The following is a 22646-nucleotide window of genomic DNA, read 5'->3' as shown; positions in this document are numbered from 1 at the left end:
TCTGCTTATTTTGCCGCAAATATAATTAATAGAAGGCGGAATTACAGTCAGATAACAAGAAGAGGTGGTGAATCCTTCCTTAAAAATATAATAGAAACAAAAAAAAGCGCATACCATGATGATTGTCACCGGGGCAGCCGGCTTTATAGGTAGCTGTCTGATCTCCAAACTCAATGAAGAAAACTTCAACTATATTATTGCTGTAGATCAATTTGATGATCCGGCTAAGCTCAAAAACCTGGAAGGCAAAAAAATTCAGGAGAAAGTACACCGTGACGATTTTTTTGATTGGCTGGACCGTAATTATGAAGAGGTTGAATTCATTTTCCACATTGGTGCCCGTACCGATACTACCGAATTTGATACCGCTATATTTGATAAACTAAACCTTAACTACAGCAAAGAAATATGGAGTCGCTGCGTAGACTATCAAATTCCGCTCGTTTATGCTTCATCTGCCGCCACTTACGGGTCTGGAGAGCTTGGCTACAAAGATGATGAAAGCATCATTCCTCAACTGCTACCCCTCAACCCGTATGGTGAGTCAAAAAACGAGTTTGATAAGTGGGCTCTAAATCAGGAAAAAAAGCCCTTCTTTTGGGCAGGGCTAAAGTTTTTTAATGTGTATGGGCCTAATGAGTACCACAAAGCACGTATGGCCTCAGTAATCTGGCATGCCTATCGTCAAATTTCGGAAAAGGGCGAAATGAAGCTATTCCGCTCGCATAACCCTGAGTACAAAGACGGTGAGCAAATGCGTGACTTCGTGTATGTTAAGGATGTTGTGGAGGTTTGCTACTTCCTGATGCGTCATCGTATAGACTCCGGCATTTATAATCTGGGTAGTGGTAAAGCACGCACCTTCTTAGATCTTACCAAAGCAGTCTTCAAAGCTATGGATAAAGAAGAAAATATCGGCTTTATAGATACCCCCGAAGATATTCGCGAAAAGTATCAGTATTTTACAGAGGCCGATATGAGCAAATTAAAATCAATAGGTTATGACAAGGCTTTTTATAGCCTGGAAGAAGGTATAAGCGAGTACATTAAAACTTATTTAAGTAAGCAAAAATACTATTGAAACGGCTGTTTTTAACCTTTAATAAATATGGTCGTAAAAATAAGCAGGCATCTTTACCACTGGTTAAGATGCTTTTTTATTTCTATGCTATTAACATTAGACGGTGGGGTCTCTTATAAATTACCAGGATAGGAATTATGGTAGTGACAGGAAGAACGACTCACTTTGTCTATTTTATAAAAATTGATACTAATAAATGAAGAAGTTTCCTTTAGCACCTCAAAAAGCTAGCGTTAAAGAAGTACACAATACACCACTAATAGATCATTATGCCTGGCTTCAGGATAAAGAAAACCCTGAGGTTATCAACTACCTGCATAAAGAAAATGCGTATGCCGAGGAGGTAATGCAGGAGCATCAGGATTTACAGAATGAGCTTTATCATGAGATGAAGTCACGTATTAAAGCTGACGATCAAACTGCTCCTGTTCGTATAGACAATTACTATTACTACTCACGCACCGAGGCTAATAAAGATTACAGAATATATTGCCGAAAGTATGGCAGCCTTGATGCAAAAGAAGAAGTACTCCTAGACGCCAACCATTTGGCGGAAGGTCATGAGTATTTCCATCTGGGCGTATATGAAGTTAGTCCGGATCACAAACTTCTGGCTTATGCTATGGATACCGATGGGTCTGAAAGATATCACCTTTATTTTAAAAATCTGGAAGACCATACCTTGCTGGTAGATCAGATAGAGAACATTGCCGATTCTGCCACCTGGGCCATGGATGGGGAAACTTTCTTTTATGTAGTACAAGACGAGAGTATGCGCCCTTACAAAGTAATGCGTCATCAACTCAACACCCGCCCTACAGAAGACCAGTCGGTCTTTGAGGAAATGGACGAACGCTTTTTTGTATCGGTTAGCCTCTCTAAAAACCAGCAATATGTACTGATTGATATTGGCAGTAAAATTACAACTGAGGTCAGGCTGGTATCTGCCTTTCAGCCTCATTCAAATTTTGAAGTATTCCTTCCCCGTGAAGAGCATCACGAATACGAAATCTACCCGCACAATGATGCTTTTTATATACGCACCAACTGGAAGGCCAGCAATTTCAGGTTGATGAAAGCTCCTCTACATGCCAGAAGCAAAGAGCAGTGGGAAGAAGTTCTTCCACATTGTTCCAATATCAAAGTTGAAGGTCTGGATGAGTTTGATAGCTATCTTGCGGTGTACCAGAGAGCCAATGGCCTTACGCAAATCCATATTCTTGAACCCCGATCCAATGACTCACATCTGGTAAGTTACGATGAGGCAGCATACTATGTCTTTGGAGGCAATAACCCGGAGTTTAAAACGCAAAAACTACGTTACCACTATACTTCTCTTACCCAGCCTAATACAATATACGCCTACGATATGCTTAGCCGGGAAAAAGAGGTTTTGAAGAAAACCGAAGTACCTGGAGGTTATGATGAAAAAGCTTATATCACTGAAAGAATAGAAGCAAAAGCTGAAGACGGTACTAACATCCCTATCTCTCTGGTTTACCATAAAGATACTGACCCACATGCTGTTAATCCTTTGCTACTCTATGGATATGGGGCTTATGGCATTAATTCTGAGCCCTATTTTAACTCTAACCGAGTGAGTTTGCTAGACCGCGGCTTCATTTTCGCCATTGCACATATACGCGGAGGGGCAGACTTAGGAGAAGAATGGTACAAGGCAGGCAAACTGTTTAAGAAGAAAAATAGCTTTACCGATTTTATTGCCTGTGCAGAACACCTTATTGCCAAGCAATATACAGATGAAAATCATTTATGCGCTATTGGGGGTAGTGCCGGAGGTTTGCTTATGGGCTCAGTGATGAATATGCGTCCCGACTTATTTCAGGCCATGATTGCCAAAGTTCCTTTTGTAGATGTCCTGAATACTATGCTTGACCCTGATCTTCCTCTTACCGTTACCGAATACGAAGAATGGGGCAACCCTCAGCAAAAAGAATACTTTGATTACATACGCTCTTACTCACCATACGATAATGTAAAAGCAGTAGATTACCCTAACCTGCTGATTACTGCCGGCCTTAATGACCCTAGAGTAAGCTACTGGGAACCAGCAAAATGGACAGCAAAACTCAGAGTTGCTAAAAAGGATGATAACCTGCTATTGCTTAAAACCAATATGGGAGCCGGCCATGGTGGAGCATCCGGAAGATACGCCTACCTGGAAGAAATTGCCTTTGAATATGCTTTTTTACTCAAAGTATTGGCAAAGACAACCGTAGAATCATGATATTAAGTAATTGCTAACACTCATCCTTCAATTGAGTTAAATAAAAAATCAAACTACAACATGAGCTTAAGAATTAATCTTCAAGAAACGATACCTTCCAATGTAGAGCGAATTATGCAGTCTTTTCTAGAAGACTGCAAAACCTCTTTACAAAACGATGAGCCACACAAGGCCATTCACCAGACCCGCAAAAACATGAAGAAAATGAGAGCTTTTTGCAGACTGCTGCGTGATGAAATTGGTAATAAAAATTTTAAAAAGACCAATACATTTTATCGCGATGTGGCACGTCAAATTTCCGAAGAGAGGGATATAAGTGCCATGCAGGAAACCCTGATTATGCTACATGACGAGTTGGATGTGCAACTTTGTGGTCAGGCTTATACAGATATCAAAAACCATTTTTCTTCACGTAAGGCAGCGGTAACCAGGCTGAGGATAAACAGAGACAGAATTCTGGATAAAGTGATGGATGACCTTAAAAACGCGGATAAGTATCATCAGAAGTGGAAAGTAAAAAACAGAGGCTTTGATGTATTTGCCAAAGGTGTTGAAATAACATATACTCGCTGCCAGAAGGCCATGAAGTTAGCTTACAAGAAAAAAGACACCGAGCATTTTCACGAATGGAGGAAAAGGTGCAAATACCTCAGGTACGAGGTAGATTTTCTAAGAGATATCTGGAAAGAACCCATGAGTACACTGGAAAGTGAGCTTCATCAGCTTACAGATTATTTAGGAAATGACCATGACCTGGCAGTTTTAAAAAGCTATATTCAGGGTATGCAATACGAGAACGAAGAGGCCATAGCAGCTATCTTCGCTTTGATAGATACAAAAAGAAAAGAATATCAGAAGTTAGCCAAACCCTTAGGCCAAAGAATTTTATGGGAGGCTCCGGATCAGTTTGTGAGTAGGCTGGCAAGCTATTGGAAATATGGCCTAAAAGAATTTAGTATTAAACAAGAGCAGCCACCACTTGCAGTATCGTAATCGTTTTTTTATCCTGCTGCTGCGCATTCTTTGTGAATTCTTCTAATTTTGTCGGACTTATAATCACAAGAAATTATTTTTAGTAATGGCTGAATACGACTTTCGTCAAATAGAAAAGAAGTGGCAGAAGTATTGGAAAGAAAATAAAATTTACAAAGTTGAGGTAGATACCAGTAAACCTAAATACTATGTGCTGGATATGTTTCCCTACCCTTCGGGGGCCGGACTGCACGTAGGGCACCCTCTAGGTTATATTGCTTCTGATATTGTATCTCGCTACAAAAGGCTGAAAGGCTACAATGTGCTTCACCCTATGGGTTTTGATGCTTTCGGCTTACCCGCAGAGCAATATGCAATCCAGACCGGGCAGCACCCTGCCATTACTACTGAACAAAATATCAGTCGTTACAAAGAGCAGCTAGATAATATTGGCTTTTCATTTGACTGGGATAAAGAAGTTCAGACTTCTAATCCTAACTATTATAAATGGACGCAGTGGATTTTTTTACAATTGTTCCACAGTTGGTACAACAAGGCTACTGATAAAGCGGAACCCATAGAAGAGCTTATCAGCCTGTTTGAAAAAGAAGGTAACCAAAACCTTGAGGCCGCCTGCGATGAAGATACCCCCTCTTTTACTGCGGAAGCCTGGAAAGCTATGAGTGAGGATGAGCAGCAACATATGCTCCTCAAATATCGCCTGACTTATGTATCTGATACTGTAGTAAACTGGTGTCCTGAGCTAGGCACTGTGCTGGCCAACGATGAGGTGAAAGACGGATACTCCGAAAGAGGAGGATTTCCAGTAGAGCGTCGTAAGATGCGACAGTGGATGATGCGAATAACAGCTTATGCGGATCGCTTACTTTCTGGTCTGGAAAAAGTAGATTGGTCAGACTCCTTAAAGGAGATGCAACGCAACTGGATTGGAAAGTCCTATGGTTGTGAGCTGGATTTTAAAGTTAAAGACAGCGACATAGTACTTACTGCCTTTACCACTCGCCCCGATACTATTTATGGAGTTACCTATGTGACTCTCGCCCCTGAGCATGAACTGATATCACAACTTACTACAGACGAACAAAAGGCAGAAGTAGAAGCCTACGTAGAAGTTGCTAAAAACCGCTCTGAGAGAGACCGTATGGCAGATGTAAAAACTGTCTCTGGTGTATTTACCGGAAGCTATGTGATTAACCCTATCAATGGAGAAGAAATCCCGCTTTGGGTAGCAGATTATGTTCTTGCGGGCTATGGTACAGGGGTTGTAATGGCAGTGCCCTCTTCTGATGATCGCGATTTTCGTTTTGCCAAGCACTTCAACCTGCCTATCCGTATGGTCATTGAAGGCACAGACAATATGGAAGACCCTACCGAGAAGAAACATGGCAAGATGATTAATTCTGATTTTCTTAACGGTATGGAGTCTACCGATGCTATAAAAGCAGTAAACGAACGCGCAGAAAAAGAAGGGGTAGGTAAGCCAAAAGTGAATTACCGAATGAGAGATGCCGTATTTAGCCGTCAGCGCTATTGGGGTGAACCGGTGCCTATGTATTTTAAGGACGGTGTACCTCAGCCGCTAAATACCGAAGAGCTTCCTCTCAATTTACCGGCTATTGATGAGTATAAGCCTACACCTACCGGTGAGCCCCCTTTAGGAAGAGCTACCGACTGGAAATACAATAACCAGTACGAATACGAACTCACTACCATGCCGGGCTGGGCTGGTTCCAGCTGGTATCACTTCCGCTACATGGACCCTCACAATGAGGATGAGGTAGTAAGTAAGACCAAGCAAAGCTATTGGGAAAATGTAGATTTATATATTGGAGGTACTGAGCACGCTACTGGCCACCTGTTGTATTCTCGCTTCTGGACTAAATTCCTCTACGATCGTGGATACATCACTGTTGATGAGCCTTACAAGAAACTGGTAAACCAGGGAATGATTCAGGGAGTCTCTAATTTTGTTTACCGAGTAAGCGGAGAGAATAAATATGTGTCTTATAATCTTAGAAAAGAATACAAGACCACTGCTATGTACGTAGATGTAAATATTGTTCATGATGGTAAACTAGATATAGAAGCATTTAAGCAATGGCGTCCTGATGCTGCTGATGCAGAATTTGTGCTGGAAGATAATGCATACTTATGCGGCAGCGAAGTAGAAAAAATGTCAAAATCCAAGTTTAATGTAGTTAATCCAGATGATGTAATTAAACAATACGGAGCTGATACATTAAGAATGTACGAGATGTTCCTTGGGCCATTGGAGCAATCCAAACCCTGGAATACAAATGGTATAGACGGTGTATACAAATTTCTCCGTAAGCTTTGGCGACTATTCTATAATGATAATGGTGAACTGGTACTAAATAATGAGAAGGCAACAGAAGCTGAGCTTAAAATTCTTCACAAAACCATCAAAAAGGCTCAAGATGATATAGAAAACCTCTCATTCAACACTTCTGTTAGTAGCTTCATGATTTGTGTAAATGAGCTAACCAGCCTGAAGTGCCATAAAAAAGAGGTTCTTCAAGAGTTGGTACTTATTCTATCGCCCTATGCACCTCACATTGCAGAAGAACTCTGGTCTGTATTGGGTAATACAGGTAGCATCTCACAAGCCAGCTTTCCTACCTATGATGAAAAGTATCTGATAGAAGAAGCTCATGAGTATCCTATTTCTGTAAATGGTAAGGTAAGAGCCAAAATGAAGTTTGGACTGGACGTACCTAAAGATGAAATAGAAAAAGAAGTACTGGCCTCAGAGCAGGTTCAAAAGTGGACACAGGGTAAGGCTCCCAAACGTGTCATCATTGTTCCTAAAAAGATTGTTAATATTGTGGTCTAAGATTTACCGCAGAAAAAAAAAGCCCTCATTGGAGGGCTTTTTTATTTTCCTGAAGTACTGCTAATTTGCGGATCAGCAAATTTAAGCGAGTCATCCTGGTACTGAGGTATAATTAAAGCACTATCTACAGGAAACATAGGATCATAGATAGTAACCATCTCAATAGTTTTAAAGCTTTCTCTTTTTTTCTTGTCCGTTATATCTTCCATAATGCCGTAACGGTTCTTAGCCGTAACGTACTCTCTTGGTAAGGAATCAGGACCTAGTACCGAGAAAGTAATGTTACGAATGCTGTCATTTAATATAAAACTACTTTGAAAAGCAGGACATATCATACCACGATTACATGCGGTACATATGAAAATAATGACGATGCTGTACTTTATGGTTGAGCCGAATATCTTCATCAGCAAAATTATTCTATTCATGGCCCTATAAAGCATAATATGCCTTATGATTTAAGCCTGACAAATATTCAGCAAATACATAGTACATTACCTCTTAAGTTTGGTCTTAATATTACATTTTGCCAAAAGAGCGATAGATTGATGAGTTTTTTATTGTACTCACACTATATTCTTACGAAGAATTTTTATGTTTATTTTAAATACCATCTTGATATTTTACAAAAAATCATTTTGAAGGACGCGGCTTAAAGGATTATCGTCTTCTTTAAGTTCATTATATAAACCTGGTCTTCCGAACATAAATATTGTACCGCTCACCCTATCAGTATTATCATATCGTTTACGGTAGTGAGGGTCAAAATCGGCTGTGTTTTTCATCCATTCCATCAGTGCACGCATATGTTTCTGTATAAGTGGCCTATACTGTACATCGTATGCCAGGTTGTTGAACTCCCAGGGATCGTCTATCAGGTTGTAAAACTCAACCTGAGGCCGGGGTGTTTGAAAAACCAATGACTGTTCATGGTTTAGTTCTCCATTTCGTTTGAGTTGCAGCAAAGCCTGGTGCGCTGGACTTCCAGCCAGATCAGCAGCTGTACCATGCGGAAGGTCTATATAAGCATTAAAAATCAGTTTAAAACTATCGCTACGCACACTACGCATGTGCTCATCACAATCATGCCAGTTTCTTTCAGCAAATACATATTCATCTCCTTTGTTCTCCTGACGATAAAACAGGGGAAGAAGACTTTTACCATACATTTGCTCAGATTTTTGTACGCCTGCGGCTTCCAGTATGGTAGGCGCAAGGTCAATCATACTTACTAAAGCATCACTTACGCTTTTTCTGGCTACCCTGCCGGGCCAGCTAACAATAAACGGAGTCTTTATACCTTCATCATAAAGTGTCCCTTTGGCACGGGTAAAGGGCTTACCGTTATCACTCATAAAGAAGATAAGCGTATTTTCCAGCTTTCCTTTTTCTCTTAGCATGTTCATCACCTGACCAATGTTACGGTCCATACGGGTAATTTCATCATAGTAATTGGCCAGATCTTTTCTGCTTTCTGGGGTATCAGCCAAGTAGGGAGGTACTACAACAGACTCTGGCGCGTGGCCATCCGCAATAGTACTATCCTGATAGATTCTGTGAGGATCCATAAAAGCATACCATGCAAAAAATGGTGATTTGTTGCTTGCAGAAAGTACTTTAGCAAAGTCATCTGGCATAGGATTCCCTTTACCGGGATAAAACACATCAAATTTGCGTATTGCGGCATCACCTATGTGTGACTTACCCAAAAGAGCGGTGTAGTAGCCATTGGCTCGTAAAAGTTCAGGAACAATCTTAACATTTTCGTTGAGTGGACTATGTAAATCTTCTGTTCTTATGGTATGCGCAAACTGTCCGCTTAACAAACTCGTGCGTGTAGGACTACACTGAGGTGTAGTTAAAAAAGCCTGATTAAACTTCATCCCTTTTTGAGCCAGCATATCTATATTGCTCGTTTTGATAGCACGATTGCCGTAACAACCGAAGTCTCTCCAACCTGCGTCATCAGCAATAAAAACAATAATATTAGGTCGGCTTTGTGCTAAAACAGGCACAGACTGAAGGCTACACAAGAAAATAATTGGCAAAAAAATGAATAGCCTTAGGTTAGATCGTAACATAAACTAAAAGGTTTTTATGAGGTTATTATATCTGAACATTAATCCAATTTTGCATTGAAACAGTTTGCCGAGCTATTTACATTGTTAGATCAAACCAACAAAACAAATGATAAAATAGCATATCTGAAGCAATACTTCCAAGAAGCTCCAGATAAAGATAAGCTTTGGACGCTTGCGCTATTTACCCACAAAAAACCTAAAAAACAGGTACGTACCTCCCTACTCAGAGAATGGACCGCAGAGCTGGCAGATGTGCCTGGCTGGTTATTTGAAGAATCTTATGGTATAGTAGGCGATCTGGCGGAAACCATGTCACTACTATTGCCAGAACCTTTTGACGAACAAGATAAACCTCTCTCCTACTGGATTGACTTTATACAGGGACTGGAAGACCTAAGCGATGAAGAGAAGAAGCTCAACATCATACAGGCCTGGCAAAAGATGAGCCGTCAGGAGAAATTTGTGTTTAATAAATTGATGACCAGCAGTTTTCGTATTGGGGTATCTCAGAATATGGTTACACGTGCTGTGGCAGAGGTACACCAAATGGATAAAACTATAGTGGCACATCGTCTTATGGGCGACTGGCACCCAAATGATATTAGCTATCAATCACTGATAGTTGAAGAAAACCAGGAAGACCACCTTTCTCGCCCCTACCCCTTTTTCTTAGCTCATGCTTTAGAAACAAAAGATTTTGATGCCATAGAAGATGTTTCCGATTGGCAGGTAGAATGGAAGTGGGATGGTATTCGTTCTCAGGTAATTGTGCGGGAAGGCAAGTTGTACATATGGTCCAGAGGAGAGGAACTGCTCACAGAAAAATTTCCTGAGCTTCAGCCATTTGAAAGCAGCTTGCCAGATGGCACTGTCATTGACGGCGAAATATTACCTTTTAAGGATGGTGAGCTACTAAATTTTGCAGCTCTACAAACACGAATAGGCCGAAAAAATTTAAGTAAAAGTATACTTAAAAGTGCACCTATCGTCATTAGAGCTTATGATTTGTTAGAGTGGGATGGAAAAGATATCAGAGAAAAGCCCTTGAGCGAACGTAGACTAATACTGGAAGAGTTACATGCCCGCCTCGCTTTTCAACTTCCATTTTTCCAGCTCTCCCCTGTGGTTAGTACCAAAGATAAGGATGAGCTAAAAGCTTTAAGAGAAAGTTCCAGAGAGCACTTTGCAGAAGGGTTTATGCTTAAAAGAAAATCATCACCTTATCAGGTTGGTAGAAAAAGAGGTGACTGGTGGAAATGGAAAGTAGATCCATTGACGATTGATGGTGTACTTATAAATGCTCAACGGGGTTCTGGACGCAGAGCTGGATTATACACTGATTATACTTTTGCCGTATGGGATCGTTCAGGAGAACAGGAAGAATTAGTGCCATTTACCAAAGCATATTCCGGTCTTACGGATGCTGAGTTTCGTAAGGTAGATAGATTTGTCAAACAGAATACTAAAGAACGATTTGGACCTGTAAGATCAGTAAAGCCAGAATTAGTTTTTGAGCTGGCTTTTGAAGGCATACAGTATTCAAAAAGGCACAAGTCAGGCGTAGCTCTCCGCTTTCCTCGCATGCTGCGCTGGAGACATGATAAGAAAGCGGAAGACGCCAACTCCTTGGAAGAACTAAAGGCCTTACTGGATATTTACGGCAGCTAAAAGCTAAAGTAGGATTCAATCGCCATCTTCCAACCCATAGGCCCAATAGCCGAGACCTTTTTTATATTAGGGTCACTTATAGGCTGCCATTGACCATTAGGTTTCTGCACCAGAAATGCCCTATCTACTGTCTGTAAAAGTGGCAGATCATTCGCAGAGTCACCCAAGCCTATCGTCTCTATACTTCCATACTGCTGCTGAAATAATAAATTAAGTAATGTAATGGCTTTGCCTTTATCGCTAGCTATACCCATTATTGTATGGAACTTTCCCCCGGAAACACATTGCAGTTTCTTTTCGTAAAGCATCTGATTAAACTTTTGCCAATTCTCAGTAGTAGCGTCTACCCCACTAAGAAGCGTCTCAGAAAAGTCTCTGTTTGCTGCTTTTTGCGCCGCCTCTTCATCTAAACCAGTTAATAACATTATATCGGGCAGGCTAAGATCAGCGTAACCTTTAACATCTACTCCACATGAGGATCTAGCATGCCGAATACTCTCTCTGATGTAATCAGCAGGTTTGCCCAATAGAATTGCATGGTAGCCTTCCAATTCATGCAATGTTATGCCATATGCAGGCGCGATAGATTGCAAGTCAAAGCTAAAATAATGCTTAGGAACAAGTATGGCGCTGCCGTTTTCCACTATAAAAGGATGATGAACTTCCAGCGCTTTAAGATACACTTCCTGTTCTAGGCGAGTCTTGGAAGAACAAAACACCAGGGGTATACCCTCCTTTTGTAATTTGCCTACTGTTGGAGCGGTAATCGCATATGAGTAAGTGGTAAAATCCAGCAGCGTACCATCAAGATCTGTGTAAACGATCCTCTGTGCCATACGCTATTTCATTTCTAACATTTTGCCCTGATCCGGCAAATGATCACCACCCTGTTCTGCTTTGTCGCGGATTAGTCCTGGCTGAGCATTTTTGATTTTCTTGCTTAAATCTGCTTTGAAAAATTCTGCATAGGGCTGGTTTTCCAACACCTTGGCAAACTTTTTAAGATCAGCATTTACAATGGCCGGATAGTAAGACAAACTTTCCTGAAGCTTATCTCCTCTTTTGAGTAGCTTACGATTGTAAAGGTCATCCAGTATTTCGGACTTGAGAGGCTCAGGACAAATAGGCGATCGGTAGATTACTTCCATCGCGGCTCTGCTCATATCTTTTACGTGTTCATCACCTTTAACTTCGTGTAGATGAGGATTACGAGACTCTATCTGAAATACATCTATACGATTTTTGAGCACATCTTTCTCAGGATTACCAATAATCCCCCCAAAGCGCTCCAACATATTTATGTAATGGTAAGGCTCAATAGAATAACCCGAAGAGAAGTCTAGCTTCGCAGCCAGGTCCATCGTCATGGCATGTTCGCCGGCATTTCCAGTTTTAATAATTTCTGTACCATAGCCTGTGTAATGACTTACGAGAGAGTTTAGCACTCGGTTAGTATGCTCAGAGGCTCTACCTCTCTTCGCAAAAAACAGGTTGGACTCAACTATTTTAGGCTTACTATGCCACGAGATTCGTACCATCGTATATTTTGACTTGGAAAGTACAAAACCAGCACAATATTCCTTTACATACTCCAGCACAGCACCTGGAAAAAAGTTATCAGAATCTATAAAACCGATGTATTTTCTTCCTGTTAGGTAAGCGATGATGGTGCTCAGAATCATTCCTTCGGCTTTACCATTTTTTACTTTACCCTCTTCATCCAGAATATACTTGTAGCCTGAGGCTTCGCAGGCTTTGGCTAATGCAGGATCTTTTTGATGCACTACCAACACCTGTTTACTCATAAAACGGGCAGCATGCTCAATGGCATCTTTCTCTATATAAAAACGATCTATAGGTTCGCGAGGACTATTGGAAACAATGACTACAAGGCACTCATTGGGTATTCCTGCTAGTACTCCTTCTATCAGCTTAATTCGCTCATCCATCACTGGTACCACAATAACCATTTTCTCCCCTATCTCATTGAGCGATTCATAAGACAATCTAACAATGGTTGAATTTTCTTTACCTTCGTTTTTAGAAGATCTCAGCCCACCGTCCAGTTCATATACCTTCTGCACATCGTGAAACATAATAGGGCCAAATCTTTCTACCTCGCGTGGAATTTCTATTCTCATAAGTAAAGTGCTTAAAACTTAAAATTAACAGTGTGGAAAATTATAACACTGCTTAATTTAAGGACTTTACCTCCAGAGCCAAAGTAAATTTTATAATTTCACATAAGTTTAATCTAATACAAAGGGTGCAGGGCTAAAACAAAGAATAAATACTAGTAATGCTATCCATCCAATTACTTTTCTTTTGCCATCCAGTGGGTAGTTGATAAGTACCGGAGGGTGGTATATGCCAAGAAACCTCCCGATAAGTAATCCAAAGACCAACCATCCCTGATAGCCCATAATATTAGGGTCAAAGGTAGCTACCACAAATTGTACACTGAGTACAGATAAGGCTACTAAAAAGTTAGTCTGTATAGAAGCAGTGAGCCTGGAAAACACCAGATACAGAAAACCAAGATAGAATGGAATAGTAAATAGAAGATCGTCTACTGGTTCATAAGGGCTTACCATTCCTAAACCAGCATAAAGTATAAAAGTGACAAATAATATTGCTGAAGTTTTGCGGTGCAGGCGGTTACCAATCAAACCATAAAGCACATGCCCGCCATCTAACTGGCCAATGGGTATCAGGTTAAGCGCAGTAAAAAAAAGAGAAAGAAAGCCTGCAAATATCCACGGATAATGGATAATTTCATGAGAATTTGGCAGGCGTTCCGGGTCCGCCACATAGCGTTTGAAAAATTCAAAAAGTAATGTAGTACCTACTTCAAAGTTAGCGGGCTGATCTTCGTAAACATAGTCTGCATAGTCCAGACCATACTCTTTGTACTCTGGGTGAATTTCAAAAATATATTCAGCCGGGGGGAGCGTAGAGAAGCCATAATAGAGCACACCTAAAGCTACTACAAAACCAGCCAGAGGGCCTGCTACACCAATATCAAAATATTTTTTCCGGCTATTTACGAAATCTTTAATTTTAATAAACGCCCCAAATGTTCCAATTGAAGGAGCCAGCAAAAAACCAAACCACATAGGCAGATAATATGGTAGCGTTACATCTACTTTATGCTTGCGCGCTACAAAGTAATGTCCGAATTCATGCACAGTGAGTATACCCAGAAAAGGAACTGAAAAAGCAAAACCTCTAATAAAATACTCCCATGTTAGTGGCCTTTCATCAAAAAAAAGGAAGCGGCTAAACTGCCACTCCGCTCCTGCCATGGTTGTAGTAATGACCGTTAGGATAAATAAGCCAATCTGTATGCTGAGTCTTTTAGTTTTTGGATTCATGCGTTCGCAAACAGTTCAACAATTCCTCTTTCTGGCTGTACATGATAAGTCTGCAAGCCCAAAGCAGCAGCAGCCTCCAGATTTTCAAGCCTATCGTCAATAAATAAGGTAGCACCTACATTTAGTTGACTGTCATCTATCACATATTGGTATATCTCCGGTTCAGGCTTACGCATTTGTAAGTCATGAGAAAAATATACTTTATCAAAAAAATGATCTATACCATGCTTCCCGCTATTCTTCTCAACTATTTTATTAAAAGCAGGCACATGTATAGCATTAGTATTGCTCAGTACATAAGTCTGATAGTTAGCTCTTAGTCTTTCCAGAATCTGCAAGCGCTCAGAAGGAATATGTAGGAGCATCAAATTCCAGGCATCAGCTATTGCTACATCACTTAAGGATGAATTATTAGTTATACTCCTTATACCTTCGTAAAACTCTTCTACCGAGATGAGACCTTTTTCCAGATTCAAAAAAATGTCCACATTTTCGTTAAGTAGCTCTATGCCATTCTCTTTACCTTTTATGTAAGAGCCCAACGCATCAAAAGACTGCTGAGGGTTAATATCTATCACTACCCCTCCAAGATCAAAAATGATGTTTTCTATATTTTCTAGTGCCATATCTGCCAAAGATGATACAATCAGGATTCAAAAAAAAATGATGCCCTGGCTAAAGCAATTTTTTGTTTTCTTGTTCCAGAAAATTGTTTAATAAGCTTAGCTTGCGCCTAGTCTGTAAACATTTGTAAGTGATATGTATTAAAGACTATACATGCTTTAGCTTACAAGCTGAACCACAAGTAACTTTTTAAAATGGATCATCAGAAGGTAAAAGATCTACTGCTTAGCATAGGTCAGGCAGTATGTAATCATGTATACCGGTCTTTACACCAAAACTCAATTGATAGCCTTAGCCAGGTAGCTTACGAGTCTGCTGAAGATACCATTTATCATATAGATCGTGAAGTGGAGCATATTATTTTACCTATGCTTAATGAAATGGCAGAAGAGCTGGGTGGAATTAAACTTATTGCGGAGGGTATCAGTACGGATGAGGCAGATTTTATCATCCCTGCTTCTTACCCGGCATCCGATGTTAAGTGCTGTATCATCATTGATCCGATTGATGGCACAAGAGGAATTATGTACAACAAGAGATCAGCGTTTTTTTTAGCAGCCGCTGCTCCCAATAATGGTTCAAACCTTTTTTTAGAAGATCTGGAAGTGGCTGTAATGACTGAGCTACCGACTTCTAAAGCTTATCTAAGTGATGTTTTATACGCTCAGAAAGGAGAAGGTGCGTACGGGCATCAGAGAAATTTATTAACCGATGAAATAAGTAAGCTAAACATTAAGCCATCTACTGCACAAAGTATTGTGGGAGGTTTTGCGCAATTTAGTCGCTTTTTTCCTCCAGGAAGAGATCAGCTTGCAAAAATTGAGGAAGAATTGATAGTCCGCCTGGCTGGTGTGCAGGAAGGTAAAGCACTGGTTTTTGAAGATCAGTACATCTCCAGCGGAGGGCAGTTGTACGAGCTTCTAGTAGGACACGACCGATTTACAGCGGATTTAAGGCCCCTGCTTTACCAACAGTTGAGAAAAGAAGGTAAAACTGGAGGGTTAAGTTCTCACCCCTACGACCTTTGCACTGTACTTATTGCCCGGGAGGCCGGTCTTATTATTACCGATGAAAAGGGAAATGCACTCAACGCTCCCCTCAACTTAAGCCATGAGGTAAGCTGGGTAGCTTATGCCAATAAAAATATACAGCAGGAGGTAGAACCGCTGTTGCAGGAAATCTTAAAAAAATCAAACTGGATTTAGTCTATGAGCAAAATTGCTGGTATTCTCAAAGAATTTTATGCAAGTCATCAACAAAAGGTGTTTCAGGCAACCGCACCTGGCAGATTGGACGTAATGGGTGGTATTTCAAACTACTCGGGCTCTCTATTGATTCAGAAGCCGCTGATGGAAGAAACAGCCGCCTATATTTCTTATCGGGAAGACCTTGAGATAAACATTAAAACTATTATTCAGGGCGAGACCAAAACCTTTACTGCTCAATATGATGAACTTATTGGTGAGTTTAAGGTGCCTAATTACGACTATGTACGAAAGCAAATACTAAACAAAGAAGGTGGTGAATGGGCTATTTATATTGTAGGCTGCTTACTGATACTTAATGATACGCGTAAGTTAAAGCCAGAAGGCATTGACATTCTGCTGACTACGGATGTTCCTATCAGCCGTGGGCTAGGTTCTTCTGCATCATTAGAGGTGGCGGTGCTAAAAGCAATTGCCAATTGCCTGAACCTTACCATGAGCGAATATGAAATACCAATGATTGCGCAAATGGCTGAAAATTTAGTCGCTGGTAAAGCAAGTGGACTTATGGACCAGTTAGTAGCACAACATAGCCAGAAAAACAAACTGATTCCTATCATCTGCCAGCCTCACGAAGTATTTCACCCGATAGATATTCCAGATCAGGTATATTTTGTGGGCATTAATAGCGGTGCCAGCCAGGAAGTAAACCAGGAGGTGATAGCCGATGTGCGTACTGCTACCTTTATGGGTTATACCATTATAGCACTAAATAGTGGCGCTACACTCAGGGATCTGGAAGTTGCCAAAGAGACGCAGAACTTTAGTAAACTGCCTTATGGCGGCTATTTAGCTAATATTTCTCCCTCAGAATTTGAAAAAAAGCACCTCCCCGCTTTACCAGACTATATTAGCGGTCAGGAGTTTATGGAAAAATATAAGACTATTATTGACCCCATCTCATTTATTGATAGAGATAAAGATTATCTTATTAAAAACACCAGTAAGCATCCGGTTTACGAAAACTTTAGAATAAAGCTTTTTGCCCAGATTCTTAGAAACTATACCACCGAGTTTCAAAATTACTCTAATCGCCTACAGCTTATGGGGGAGCTTATGTATCAGTCGCATCAGAGCTATACTGATTGTGGTTTAGGTAACCCCAAGACAGATGAAATTGTACAGATGGTGAGAGAGAAAGGTGATAAAAAAGGACTACACGGTGCCAGAGTTACTGGTAATGGTAATGGAGGAACGGTATGTATTTTATGTAGCGGACTTTCAGGTCCGGAGTCTGTACAGGAGCTTTTCCGCAATTACAAAGATGGCAATAATCCTGAAGCTCAGTTTTACGCTTAAACCAATATGTGACTGTATTATTTACAAATATCATTTTTTAGTACATAAAACAGTCACTTTTTTATCAGCATTCATAAAAGTCTTCATCTATCCCTGCCTTATTGCGTGAGTGCAGTTCCACAGGAAACTCCCAAAGTGACCTCATATGTCGTACAGTACTTTCTGCTTCCTCTTCGTCCAGTAAACGCTCATCCTGAATATTGTGTATCAAAGTTAGCTTACTGGTTTTGTGCAGGTCTACATGATCTACCTGAATATCTGGTATACGATGAGAGCGGTCATATGATTTGCTTAGCATTTCTCTAATCTTACGGTAGCCACGCTCGTTGTGTATCGCCTTTATTTCGTAGAACTCGCTATCTTCATCATCAAAAATGGCAAATAGTTTCATGTCACGGATAACTTTGGGCGATAAATACTGAGCTATAAAGCTATCATCTCTGAAATTCTCCATCGCATAATGCACCTGTTCCAGCCAGTCTTTGCCTATCAGGTCAGGAAACCAAAGTTTATCTTCATCGGTAGGCTCAGTACAGATTCGCTTGATATCCATAAAAATATTAAAGCCCAAAGTATAAGGATTTAAACCTGAAAAGTAAGGGCTGCTGTATTCTGGCTGATAGATAACTCCCGAATGACTTTTAATAAACTCTAACATAAAGCCATCACTTAGATAGCCCAGGTCAAATAGTTTATTGATGATATGGTAATGCATAAAAGTAGCGAAACCTTCGTTCATTACTTTAGTCATAGTCTGCGGATAATAATACTGCGCAACTTTACGCACAATTCTTACTATCTCACGCTTCCAGATGTCTAGTGTAGGCGCGTTTTTCTCAATAAAATACAGCAGATTTTCTTCTGGTTCCAGAGGAAACTTTCTCTGTTTTTTATATCGCTCCTGCCTCATTTCTTTTTCTGCAGGTAGCGTTCTAAGAAGCTCATTATAGTTTTCAGATTTAACTTTGGTTAGCCTTTTAAGGCGTTCTCTTTCTTTTTGCGCCGATAGCTTTGGAGGTTTTTTATATTTATCCACGCCATGATCCATCAATGAGTGGCAGGCATCTAATACTTTTTCAACTTCTTCTGCGCCATGTTCTTCCTCACACTGCATAATATAATCACGAGCAAATACCATATAGTCTATGATTGAATCTGCCGAAGTCCAATCTTTGAACATATAATTGTTCTTGAAAAAGGCATTATGACCCTGGCAGGCATGGGCTATCACCAGCAGCATCATACAAGTGGAATTATTTTCCATATTGTAGCTGATGCATGGGTCAGAATTAATTACCATTTCATAAGAGAGCCCCATCTGCCCTTTTTTATAACTACTTTGGTTTACTACAAAATCTTTCCCGAATTTCCAGTGCGGATATGAGGTTGGCAAACCTATGAGAGAGTAAGCATCAAGCATCTGCTCTGAGGTTACTATTTCAATTTGGTTTACATAGGTATCCAGTTTGAAAAACTCTTTGCCTACCCAATTAGTAACTTCATCAGCAGCTTGTATAGTCTCAAAATCCCAGTTAGGGCTACTAAATAATGCTTTATATTTTTCTTTGTCCATCATACTAAATATCTATAATGGTGTGCTAAAGACAATTATGCTTCTTCAGTCACCAGACTCTTCTTCTTGAATAAGGCCTTAAATACAGGCCAGATCTGACTAACGTCATTGATGTTACGCATAGAAAAATTTCCTTCTTTACGCAGCTTTTTATAAGCATGCCACAGATATCCTTCCAGTCCACGATTTTTTATTTCTATGTACGCCATATACTGAATGTTAGGAAGTACATCATTCTTTAGTATCTGACTACACTCAACAGCATCGCCATTAGACCACACATCTCCATCCGAAGCCTGACAGCAGTATACATTCCAGACCTGAGGATCATAGCGTTCTTGCATAATTTTGTGCATTAACTTAAGGGAAGGTGCTACTACTGTTCCTCCGCTTTCTCTGGAGTTAAAAAACTCCTCTTCATCCACTTCTTTTGATTCAGTATGATGCCTGATATATACGATCTCTACTTTAGCATACTGCTTGGACAGAAATATATATAAAAGGGTGAAAAACCGCTTGGCTATATCTTTTTCGTGGAAGCCCATAGAAGCTGAAACGTCCATAATACAGAACATGACAGCAGAAGTAGCAGGCTTTGGCACACGCTCAAAATTGTTGTAGCGCAGGTCTACATCTTCAAAGAACGGAATGGTATTTTTTAATTTTAACAAACGCTCAATTTCGCTTTGCAGCTCTAGCTTTCTGGCTTGCTCAGTTTCCTGCTCAAGTTCTGCTTCAATTTTTCTGATCTTCTGCTCATAAGCCCCAGCGATAGAGATCTGACGTGCTAATGAATGCTGAAAACTGGTTTTTACATTAAGGCGAGAAGGAACACTGTTTTTTGTATAGCCGGCACGTTGGTTACGAAAAGTTGTGGTACTTTCCATATACTTTTTAACCATATTAGGCAGTTCCAGATCTTCAAAGAAGTACTTCAAAAATTCATCTCTGGATAAGATAACCACAAAATCATCTTGAGTTACTTCCGGACTATTAGATCCTTTACCCTTACCTGACCCACTTCCACCTCCTTCAGGCTTAGGAATTTTGTCGCCTTCTGCAAATTTGTCGTTGCCCGGCCGAATATAGTGCTTCTTACCAGACTTAGGGTCGTGTTTGAAGTTGGGCTCATTAATACCTTTGATAGGTACTTTTACTTTACCTCCACCATTACTATCCTTAATACTCTCCTGACTTAATATATCAGGAATAGCCTCTTTGATCTGATCTTCAACACGTTTTAGAAACTTCTGACGGTTGTTGGTTGACTTACCCTTAGCATTTTTACGCCTGTCTATTATATTACTCATACACTTCTATTTAGGACAAAGGTGCTATGGCTTTAGGCCATGGTTTTTCTAACTCTCATAAACCAGTCTACCAAAATTCTGATTTGCTTAGAGGTATAACCTCTCTCCATCATTCGTTTGGTAAAATCACGATGTTTCTTTTCATCCTCATCATTACTCTTCGCATTGAATGAGATAACCGGAAGAAGATCTTCGGTATTGGTAAAGATTTTCTTTTCTATTACATTTTTGATCTTCTCATAAGCATCCCAGCGAGGCGTCTTACCACCATTATTTGCTTTATACCTCAAAGTAAAATTGGTAACCTCAGCACGAAAATCTTTAGGATTGGCTATACCGGCAGGCTTTTCAATTTTCTCTAGCTCCTCATTCAGCATGGCACGATCCAGAATTTCTCCTGAATCCGGATCACGATAATCATTGTTCTGAATCCAGTAATCTGCGTAGATGACGTATTTTTCAAAAATATTCTGCCCGTAAGTACCATAAGATTCAATGTAGGCTTTCTGAATTTCATCAGCGATGAATTCGGCATACTTACTGGCCATTATAGATTTAATAATGTTGAGATACCTCTCTTCATTTTCTTTATCCATCTCCAGTTTAATAACCTCCTGCTCTAATACATACAGTAAATGTACTGGATTTGCTGCCAGCTCTTCATTATCAAAATTGAAGACCTTAGAGAGTACTTTAAAAGCAAATCGGGTAGATACTCCCTTCATACCTTCGTTAATGCCGGCATCATCACGATACTCCTGAATAGATTTAGCATTTGGATCCGTTTCTTTGAGGGTTTCCCCATTGTAAACTCGCATTTTTGAGTAAAGACTTGAGTTTTCCGGCACTTTGAGGCGAGTCATTACAGAAAACTGGGCCAATAGTGAAAGCGTCATTGGCGCACAGGGAGCTTTATCCAGAGAGCTCTCTCTTATTAGTTTCTTGTAGATATTAATTTCTTCATCTACTCTCAGGCAATACGGTACCTGTACTTTATAAATACGATCCAGGAAGGCTTCGTTTTTCTTATCATTTGCAAATTTTGCCCATTCAGATTCGTTAGAGTGCGCCAGAATAATACCATCAAAAGGTATAGCTCCAATAGGCTCGGTACCTTTGTAGTTGTTCTCCTGAGTAGCTGTAAGTAAAGGGTTGAGGACTTTAATCGGAGCTTTAAACATCTCCACAAACTCCATTACTCCCTGGTTAGCCAGGCAAAGTCCTCCAGTATAAGAGTAGGCATCAGGGTCACTCTGCTGAAAATCAGCTAGCTTGCGTATGTCTACCTTACCCACCAGTGTAGAAATATCCTGATTGTTTTCATCTCCTGGTTCGGTTTTAGAGACACCAATCTGGTTTTGAACAGAGGGGTATAGCTTTACTACTTTAAAACGATTTACATCGCCATCGTACTCACGCAGTCTTTTAGATGCCCAGGGGCTCATGCATGCAGGAATGTAACGAGCGGGAATTTTATACTCTTCTTCCAGTTCTTTTTTATAGTCTGCAAATAAACCAAGAGGGCTTTCGTAAACCGGGCTAATTTCGTCGCCTGCTTTGAGAGCATAGATTGGCATGACCTGAATAAGCTGCTTTAACTTTTCTGCCAGTGAGCTTTTACCACCACCCACAGGTCCCATGAGGTAGAGAATTTGTTTTTTCTCTTCTAAACCCTGAGCAGAATAACGGAAGAAAGAGACAATTTGCTCTATGGTTTCTTCCATACCGTAGAATTCCTTAAATGCAGGATAAACCTTTATTACTTTGTTTGAAAAGATGCGGCTAAGTTTGGGATCGCTCTTTGTGTCAATCAGTTCGGGCTCACCAATAGCCTGTAGAATCCTCTCTGCAGGCTTCGCATACATCTGAGGATCTTTCTTGCACTCCTTCAGGTATTCTGAAACTGTCATTTCATTGAAGGAAGTACTATAATTCGTTTTAATCTTATCTAAAACACTCATAACATCAAAGATTTCTTGGGTACAGGAATTAAGGAAAACATGATACTTTTTACCATGTTTGAGTAAGATAGGGGTCTATTTTTAAAAGCTATTGAGCCTGAAATAAGTTCAGCTTATAACAATAGCCTATGCAATAGCTTAACGAAATAATAACTAATATTATATAAAAACTAAAGCAAACAGCAGATAAAACATCAGTTAATTGATTGATTAGTTTTTAATAAATTAATTAATATAATTAAATATTCACATAAATACTATAACATACTTATATATTTCTTTACAATTAATACCATGTAAGGAAGTCTCCTATTA

The 22646-nt window shown here is 40.1% G+C and carries 16 protein-coding genes; 7 read left to right on the top strand and 9 right to left on the bottom strand.

Features of this window, described 5'->3' with window-relative positions:
• Positions 1–115 precede the first annotated feature (115 nt).
• The 4 genes from rfaD (at position 116) to leuS (ending at position 7176) form a co-directional block, all read left to right on the top strand.
• A complete protein-coding gene (gene rfaD / locus PZB74_RS17290; RefSeq protein WP_302238409.1) occupies positions 116–1081 on the top strand; it encodes an ADP-glyceromanno-heptose 6-epimerase in 966 nt (321 codons plus the stop codon).
• A gap of 196 nt (positions 1082–1277) precedes the next feature.
• Entirely contained in the window at positions 1278–3329 is a 2052-nt protein-coding gene (locus PZB74_RS17285; RefSeq protein ID WP_302238408.1) for a S9 family peptidase, read from the top strand.
• Positions 3330–3389: 60 nt separating this feature from the next.
• Complete coding sequence (locus PZB74_RS17280) at positions 3390–4322, top strand: CHAD domain-containing protein (protein ID WP_302238407.1); 933 nt, start codon at positions 3390–3392, stop codon at positions 4320–4322.
• An 85-nt stretch (positions 4323–4407) separates the two neighbouring features.
• Positions 4408–7176 (top strand): leucine--tRNA ligase, encoded by a 2769-nt coding sequence (gene leuS / locus PZB74_RS17275; RefSeq protein ID WP_302238406.1) that lies wholly within the window; start codon positions 4408–4410, stop codon positions 7174–7176.
• 41 nt (positions 7177–7217) lie between these two features.
• Here leuS and PZB74_RS17270 read toward each other — a convergent pair whose 3' ends face one another.
• Positions 7218–7604 (bottom strand): hypothetical protein, encoded by a 387-nt coding sequence (locus tag PZB74_RS17270; RefSeq protein ID WP_302238403.1) that lies wholly within the window; start codon positions 7602–7604, stop codon positions 7218–7220.
• Between the two features lie 195 nt (positions 7605–7799).
• Positions 7800–9257, bottom strand: coding sequence for a sulfatase family protein (locus tag PZB74_RS17265; RefSeq protein WP_302238401.1), 1458 nt, complete (start codon positions 9255–9257; stop codon positions 7800–7802).
• Between the two features lie 54 nt (positions 9258–9311).
• Between PZB74_RS17265 and PZB74_RS17260 the strand changes: the two genes are divergently transcribed.
• Positions 9312–10925 carry an ATP-dependent DNA ligase gene (locus tag PZB74_RS17260; protein WP_302238399.1) on the top strand — a complete coding sequence of 538 codons (1614 nt, stop codon included), beginning with the start codon at positions 9312–9314 and terminating at the stop codon, positions 10923–10925.
• Here PZB74_RS17260 and PZB74_RS17255 read toward each other — a convergent pair.
• The 4 genes from PZB74_RS17255 to PZB74_RS17240 all read right to left on the bottom strand — a co-directional run bounded on the left by PZB74_RS17255 (position 10922) and on the right by PZB74_RS17240 (position 14925).
• Positions 10922–11761, bottom strand: a complete 840-nt coding sequence (locus tag PZB74_RS17255; protein WP_302238397.1) for an HAD-IIB family hydrolase — start codon at positions 11759–11761, stop codon at positions 10922–10924. The genes PZB74_RS17260 and PZB74_RS17255 overlap by 4 nt on opposite strands.
• A 3-nt stretch (positions 11762–11764) precedes the next feature.
• Positions 11765–13066 carry a mannosyl-3-phosphoglycerate synthase gene (mpgS, locus tag PZB74_RS17250; RefSeq protein ID WP_302238395.1) on the bottom strand — a complete coding sequence of 434 codons (1302 nt, stop codon included), beginning with the start codon at positions 13064–13066 and terminating at the stop codon, positions 11765–11767.
• A 108-nt stretch (positions 13067–13174) separates the two neighbouring features.
• Positions 13175–14299, bottom strand: coding sequence for a site-2 protease family protein (locus tag PZB74_RS17245; protein ID WP_302238393.1), 1125 nt, complete (start codon positions 14297–14299; stop codon positions 13175–13177).
• Positions 14296–14925: an HAD family hydrolase gene (locus tag PZB74_RS17240; RefSeq protein WP_302238391.1), complete on the bottom strand. Its 630-nt coding sequence runs from the start codon at positions 14923–14925 to the stop codon at positions 14296–14298. The genes PZB74_RS17245 and PZB74_RS17240 overlap by 4 nt, the downstream gene beginning before the upstream one ends.
• Positions 14926–15117: 192 nt before the next feature.
• Between PZB74_RS17240 and PZB74_RS17235 the strand changes: the two genes are divergently transcribed.
• Both PZB74_RS17235 and PZB74_RS17230 read left to right on the top strand, forming a co-directional pair.
• Positions 15118–16128 (top strand): FIG domain-containing protein, encoded by a 1011-nt coding sequence (locus tag PZB74_RS17235; RefSeq protein ID WP_302238389.1) that lies wholly within the window; start codon positions 15118–15120, stop codon positions 16126–16128.
• 3 nt (positions 16129–16131) lie between these two features.
• Positions 16132–17487: a GHMP family kinase ATP-binding protein gene (locus PZB74_RS17230; protein WP_302238387.1), complete on the top strand. Its 1356-nt coding sequence runs from the start codon at positions 16132–16134 to the stop codon at positions 17485–17487.
• Positions 17488–17551: 64 nt separating this feature from the next.
• On the opposite strand, the gene PZB74_RS17225 is transcribed toward PZB74_RS17230, so the two are convergent.
• The 3 genes from PZB74_RS17225 to PZB74_RS17215 are packed head-to-tail and all read right to left on the bottom strand — an operon-like array spanning position 17552 to position 22331.
• Positions 17552–19063, bottom strand: coding sequence for a SpoVR family protein (locus PZB74_RS17225; RefSeq protein ID WP_302238386.1), 1512 nt, complete (start codon positions 19061–19063; stop codon positions 17552–17554).
• 32 nt (positions 19064–19095) lie between these two features.
• Positions 19096–20370 carry a YeaH/YhbH family protein gene (locus PZB74_RS17220; protein WP_302238384.1) on the bottom strand — a complete coding sequence of 425 codons (1275 nt, stop codon included), beginning with the start codon at positions 20368–20370 and terminating at the stop codon, positions 19096–19098.
• A 32-nt stretch (positions 20371–20402) separates the two neighbouring features.
• The gene (locus tag PZB74_RS17215; RefSeq protein WP_302238382.1) at positions 20403–22331 is read right to left on the bottom strand and encodes a PrkA family serine protein kinase; all 1929 of its coding nucleotides are present in this window, start codon (positions 22329–22331) and stop codon (positions 20403–20405) included.
• Positions 22332–22646: the final 315 nt, after the last annotated feature.

Origin of the sequence: Porifericola rhodea, assembly GCF_030506305.1 — a bacterium.
In the GTDB taxonomy this organism is placed as follows: Bacteria; Bacteroidota; Bacteroidia; order Cytophagales; family Cyclobacteriaceae; genus Catalinimonas; species Catalinimonas rhodea.
The sequence above is the reverse complement of the archived record's forward strand: the minus strand, read 5'-3'. Positions and strand labels throughout refer to the sequence as shown.